Origin of the sequence: Methylobrevis pamukkalensis, from assembly GCF_001720135.1 — a bacterium.
GTDB lineage: Bacteria > Pseudomonadota > Alphaproteobacteria > Rhizobiales > Pleomorphomonadaceae > Methylobrevis > Methylobrevis pamukkalensis.
The window spans coordinates 20,744-27,053 of sequence record NZ_MCRJ01000055.1; the positions used below are offsets into that span (position 1 = coordinate 20,744).

Here is a 6,310-nt window from a genome sequence, read left to right on the forward strand (position 1 = left end):
TGGCGGCCTGTCTCGTTTTGTCAGCCTGCCCCTGGCGAGCCCCGGGCGCGGTTGGGATGCGGGCGCGTTTGCCAAGGGGCACAGGGGGGAGGCGCGTGCGCCGGGCTTGCGAGCCCGGCGCACCGACGATCGTCAATGGTCGTAGGTGTTGAGGTCGCGGTGCTTGGTCTCGGGCACGAAGAAGAAGCCGATGACGGCGGTCGCGAGCGCGATCACGATCGGGTACCAGAGGCCGTAGAAGATGTCGCCGGTCTGGGCCACCATCGCGAACGAGATGGCGGGCAGCAGGCCGCCGAACCAGCCGTTGCCGATGTGATAGGGCAGCGACATCGAGGTGTAGCGGATACGGGTCGGGAACAGTTCGACCAGGGCCGCCGCGATCGGGCCGTAGACCATCGTCACGTAGAGGACGAGGATCGTCAGCACGAGGACGATCATCACGATGTTGCCGGTGAAGAGATCGCCGAAGCTGTCGATCTTCGCGATCTCCTCGTCGCCTGCCGTCGGATAACCGGCCGCGACCAGCGCGCCCGACACCGCCTTCGAGAAGGCCGCCTGCGTGTCCTTGACCGTCTCGGCGGGGATCGCCGCGGCGTCGTAGGAGACGACCGGCGTGCCGTTGATCATGATCTGCGCCGGCTGGCCGGCGGGGCCCGCCACCGTCTCGTAGCGCACCGCCGCCTTGGCGAGGACGTCGCGGGCAAGGTCGCAGGAGGAGGTGAACTTGCGGGTGCCGGTCGGGTTGAACAGCGATCCGCAGTCGGCCGGATCGGACACCACCTGCACGCTGACGTCTTCCAGCGCCCGCGACAGCTTCGGATTGCCGTAGTCGACCAGCGCCCCGAACAGCGGGAAGTAGGTCAGCGCCGCGATGACGCAGCCGGCAAGGATGACCGGCTTGCGGCCGATCTTGTCCGACAGGCTGCCGAAGAACAGGAAGCCGCCGGTGCCGAGGATCAGCGACAGCGCGATCAGCACGTTCGCGGTGAAGAGGTCGATCTTCAGGATCGATTGCAGGAAGAACAGGGCATAGAACTGGCCCGTGTACCAGACGACGGCCTGGCCGGCGACGAGGCCGAACAGGGCGAGCAGGGCAATCTTGGCGTTCTTCCACTGGCCGAAGGCTTCCGACAGCGGCGCCTTGGAGTGGGTGCCTTCCTCCTTCATCTTCTTGAAGGCGGGGCTTTCCTGCATCTGGAGCCGGATCCACACCGAGATGCCGAGCAGGACGACCGACAGCAGAAACGGAATGCGCCAGCCCCAGGCCATGAAGGCTTCTTCGCCCAGCGTCAGGCGGACCGTCAGGATGACGACCAGCGAGAGGAACAGGCCGAGCGTCGCCGTGGTCTGGATGAAGGCGGTGTAGAAACCGCGGCGACCGTTCGGGGCGTGTTCGGCGACATAGGTGGCCGCGCCGCCGTATTCACCGCCGAGGGCAAGACCCTGCAGCATGCGCAGCGCGATCAGGATGATCGGGGCGGCAACGCCGATGGTGGCGTAGTTCGGGAGCAGGCCGACGAGGAAGGTCGACAGGCCCATGATCAGGATCGTGACGAGGAAGGTATACTTGCGGCCGACGAGATCGCCGAGCCGGCCGAACACCAGCGCGCCGAACGGGCGCACCAGGAAGCCCGCCGCAAAGGCGAGCAGCGCGAAGATGTTGCGCGTCGCTTCCGGGAAGGACGAGAAGAACTGCGCGCCGATCATCACGGCGAGCGATCCGTAGAGATAGAAGTCGTACCACTCGAACACCGTGCCGAGCGAGGAGGCGAGAATCACCTTCTTCTCCTCGCGCGTCATCGGGCGTGCTGCGACCACACCCTCCTTTGCCATCGTCATCGGTCAAACCCTCCCGAAAAATCTTGTCGCTGTCTTGTTTTCCGGTTGCTTCCCCGGGGCGCGGCGCCATGTCGCCTCCTCCGCGACAGGCACCAGGCTGATCCGGAACCGGAGGGCGGATTGCAGGCCCCACCCTGGAAAACCCTGCAAAACCAACTCTCCGCAGCTGTGAAAATCATGTTCGCAACTGCAACCTAAGGGGAATGAATCGGCGACATTCTCCGAAAACGCAAGGCTGTTTTCCCGGTGCGACAATAAATCCACTTGCCGTGCGCGGCATGTGGACGGTTGTCCACCGGCGCCTCCTCCTTTGGTCGAAGATGGCCGGCGAAGGGGATGGAGGCATAACAGCCGACAGGAATGCTGCGGCGCGAAAGGGCAATGGATGGCAGGGGACGAACGCCGGAACCGGACCCGCAAGCGGGTCTTCGGCAAGGGCGTCGCCTATGTCGGCGCCGCGGGCATGTTCTGCACGGTGGTCGACATCAGCCCCGGCGCCGCCGGATATCCTGTCCGCGCCTGTCGCGGTTGCCCGAAAGGTTCGACCTGCATCTCGTCGGCCAGCCGAAATTCCGGCAGGTGGAGGTCCGCTGGCGCCGCGGCCACGAGGCCGGGCTGCGGTTCCTCGACAGGGACTGAGCGGCCTCTCCGGTGCGGGTCGGCAGGGGGCGCCTCCGGCGCGACGATCGCCGCGCCGGAGGGACATGGGACCGTCAGGCCCGCTTCGGGTCGAGGTCGATGGACCAGAGCACCGCGTCGGCGACGTCCTTGAGCTCCACGGTCATCACCTCGCTCGCCGCGTCGATGCGGACGAGCCCGAAGAACTGCAGGCCGGCGGCGGGCGAGAGATTCTGCCCCTGTTCCGCGTCCGGCGCCTTCACGTAGCGGACCTCGGGGCCGAAGGTCATGTCGAGGTCGTTGGGGCCGAAGGTGCCGGCGTGGAGCGGACCGGAGACGAACTCCCAGAAGGGCTCGAAGTCGGCGAAGGCGGCCTTGTCCGGGCTGTAGAAATGGGCCGCGGTGTAGTGGACGTCGGCGGTGAGCCAGACGGTGTTCAGCACCGCCTCGTCCTTGATGAACTTGAGGAGATCGGCGATCTCCAGTTCACGGCCGAGCGGGGCGCCGTTCTCGGCGTTGGCGATCGCCTCCGCGCCCTTCTTCGCCTTGCCGTCGTTCCAGACGATCAGGCCGAGCGGCATGTCGGCGGCCAGCACCTTCCAGGTGGCCTTCGAGGCCTTCAGCTCGCGCTTCAGCCAGGCGCGCTGGGCGGCGCCGAGGAACACCGTCTCGGCGCCTTCCTCCGTCTCGACATTGTCGCCGTTGGCGGCGCGATAGGTGCGCATGTCGAGAAAGAACACGTCGAGCAGGGGGCCGTAGGCGACCTTGCGGTAGACGCGCTGCGGCTCGGCCAGGGTGGTGGCGACCGGCATCATCTCGTGGAAGGCGCGCATCGCGTTGGCGGCCAGCACGTGGATCGCCTTCTCGCCGTAGCGCTCGTCGAGCACCTTGGAGTCCGACCAGTTGTTCGTCACCTCGTGGTCGTCCCACTGGGCGAGCATCGGCACCGCGGCGTTGAAGGAGCGCAGGTTGGCGTCCATCAGGTTGTACTTGTACTGGCCGCGGAAGTCGGACAGCGTCTCGGCCACGCGCGACTTCTCGTCGGTCAGGACGTTCTTCCACATCGTGCCGTCGGGCAGGGCCACCTCCGCCTTCATCGGGCCGTCGGCATAGATGGTGTCGCCGGAGTGGATGAAGAAGTCGGGGCGGGCCTTCAGCATCGTCGCGTAGATCTGCATGCCGCCGCGGGCCTCGTCGATGCCCCAGCCCTGGCCGGCCGTGTCGCCCGACCAGGTGAACACCACGTCGCGCTTCTCGGTCGGCGCGGTGCGGAAATGGCCGGTGACCGGCTCGGAGACGGCGTTGACGTCGCAAGGTCGGTGAAGGCGACGCGCCAGAACACGTCCTGGCCGGCGGGCAGGTCCTCGGCGAGGATCTTGACCGCGAAGTCGGTCTCGGGAAGGGCGTCCAGCGCCGGCAGGCGGCGGACATCGGCGAAGCTCTCGGTGGTCGACCACTCGAACACCGCGCGCGACGGACGGTCGGCGCGGGCCCAGAGCACGCCGTGCGAGGCGCCGATGTCGCCGGACTGCACGCCGCTCGGCAGTTGCGGGCGGGAGGCCGCCCGGCTGTAGGCGGGAAGGGCGAGGCCGCCGGCGAGGGCCAGCGAGCCGGTGGCGGCCGTGCGAAGCAGGGTACGGCGCGAGATGCCGTCGCGAATGCGGATTGCCATGTTGGACCTCCTCCAGACAGGAAGGTCCCCTCAATAGGCGCGGGCGATGACGTGCGGATATCGCCGGCGTGTCACCCGGATGACGCGCGGCGGGCAAGGCCGCGGCTTCCCGGCCCGCCGGTACGCAGGCTCAGCCCCGGCCCCAGGGCGAGGGCGCCGCCTTCGGTCGCCGCTGCCAGTCGGCGGCGCCGAGCATCATCAGTTCAGAGATGTTCTCCTGGGTGACGTAGCCGATGAAGCGGCCGTCGACGCCGGCGACCGCCACCGCCGGGGCGCTGGTCTCCTGCATCAGCCGCACGGCGGCCTCCAGGAAGGCGCCGGGGCCGACCACGGGCATGTCCTTGGTCATCACCTCGACCACCGGCGTCGCTGCGCCCGATGCCTTCAGCGCGTGGATCATCGCGTCGCGGGTGAGCAGGCCGCGCAGGTGGCCGGCGCCGTCGACCACGGGAAACTCTCGCTGGGTGGTGCGGATCAGCGCCTCGGCGGCATCGTCCACGCTGGCCGTCGGCGGCAGCGCCTCGAAGCGGCTGACCATGGCGTCGACGACGCGCACCCGGCGCGCCTGTTCCATCAGCCCGACCTGGCCGGCCTCGGCGGAGGCAGCGAGATAGACGAAGATGGCGATGAACACGAGGATGGCGTTGCCGGAGAAGAGGCCATAGGCGCCGAAGGCAAACGCGGTCGCCTGGCCGATCTGCGCGGCGATGTCGGTCGCCCGGCGCCGGCCGAGCTTCAGGGCAAGCGCCGCCCGCAGCACCCGGCCGCCGTCCATCGGGAAGGCCGGGATCAGGTTGAACAGCACGAGGACGACATTCACCGCCGCCAGCCGGTCGGCGAAGGAGAATTGCGGCTGCTCGAGGCTGGAGAGCGTGGTGGTGTCGATGCCCGCGCCGAAGATCATCAGCACGGCGGCGATCACCACGTTCACCAGCGGTCCGGCCAGCGCGATGACGATCTCTTCCGTCGGCTTTTCCGGCATGCGCGCGAGGCGGGCGAGGCCGCCGATCGGCAGAAGCGTGATGTCCGGCGTGGCGATGCCGTAGCGGCGGGCGGCGACCGCGTGGCCGAGTTCGTGCAGCGTCACGCAGGCAAACACCGCGACCACGAAGGCGACGCTGTCCAGCGCCGCGCTGGCGCCGCCCTCGGCGTAGCCCACCGCGCCGATCCAGGCGAGCAGGATCAGGAAGGTGAGGTGGATGCGGATTTCCGAGCCGAAGACGCGGCCGAGGGGAATGGACCAGGACATGGGGGACCCGTGGTGCACGAGGAATCGTCTGGCCCCGATGTGGGGATGCGCGGCGCCGGGCGGAAGGTGTCCTGGGGTGCAGAGGGCGCCGCGCGGCCCCCTCATCCGGCCCTGCGGGCCACCTTCTCCCCGTGCGGGAGAAGGGTAACACGGGGCAGGCTCCGAATTCCGATCGATCGGGTTCGGAGCGATCGATCGGCGTTCAGATCCGGCGCGTGCCGAGAAGGCCGGGCACGGCGTGCCACAGCGCCTGCACGGCAAAGCCGATGAACAGCAGCCCGGAGGCGCGGACGATGGCGAGTTCGTGGGCGCGGTAGAGGCGGCGCACCGGGGCGGCGCCGATCACGGCGATCAGGATCACGTAGCCGGCGACGAAGCCGCCGATGGCCGCCAGCAGCAACGGCGGCAGGCTCATGAAATCGAGCGAGGTCGCGGCCGTGCCGATCAGGGCGGTGAAGGTGGCGAGCGCCACCGGATAGCCCTTGGGATTGGTCAGGCCGAAGATCAGGCCGCGCCGCAGCGGCCGGTCCACGGTCATCACCGCCGCGCGCCCCTCGCGTCGCCGCGCGGTCAGCGCCGTCCAGCCGAGCCAGCCGAGATAGAGGCCGCAGGCGGCGCCCAGCACGTCGAACACCGTCTCGCCGATCACATGCGCCCCGACGATCGCCACCAGCGCCAGCGCCGACCACAGGATGTCGCCGGCAAAATGCCCGGCAATGAACCGCAACCCCGCCATCCGCCCCTGTCCCGCGCCGATGCCGAGCAGGGCAAGGAAGGCGGACCCGGGATGACGACGTAGAGGAAAGCGGCAAGGAAGGCGGAGAGATAGAGGGCGAGGGGCATGTGCACGCAAAGGTTATGATAATAATTTGCTGACATAAAACGACGTGCGTGGCAAGTATGCAATAATTCACTGAAATCGGGATGACGCG

Annotated in this window: 2 protein-coding genes and 2 pseudogenes; all 4 read right to left on the reverse strand. The window is 68.2% G+C overall.

Annotation, left to right across the window (positions count from 1 at the left end; all coding sequences use genetic code 11):
* Positions 1 to 132: 132 nt before the first annotated feature.
* Positions 133 to 1,839, reverse strand: coding sequence for an MFS transporter (locus A6302_RS10665; protein ID WP_245294022.1), 1,707 nt, complete (start codon positions 1,837 to 1,839; stop codon positions 133 to 135).
* 713 nt (positions 1,840 to 2,552) lie between these two features.
* Positions 2,553 to 4,129: pseudogene (locus A6302_RS10670) on the reverse strand (alkaline phosphatase D family protein).
* A 130-nt stretch (positions 4,130 to 4,259) separates the two neighbouring features.
* Positions 4,260 to 5,378 carry a site-2 protease family protein gene (locus tag A6302_RS10675; RefSeq protein WP_069307025.1) on the reverse strand — a complete coding sequence of 373 codons (1,119 nt, stop codon included), beginning with the start codon at positions 5,376 to 5,378 and terminating at the stop codon, positions 4,260 to 4,262.
* 202 nt (positions 5,379 to 5,580) lie between these two features.
* A pseudogene (locus tag A6302_RS10680) lies at positions 5,581 to 6,221 on the reverse strand (LysE family translocator).
* Positions 6,222 to 6,310 lie beyond the last annotated feature (89 nt).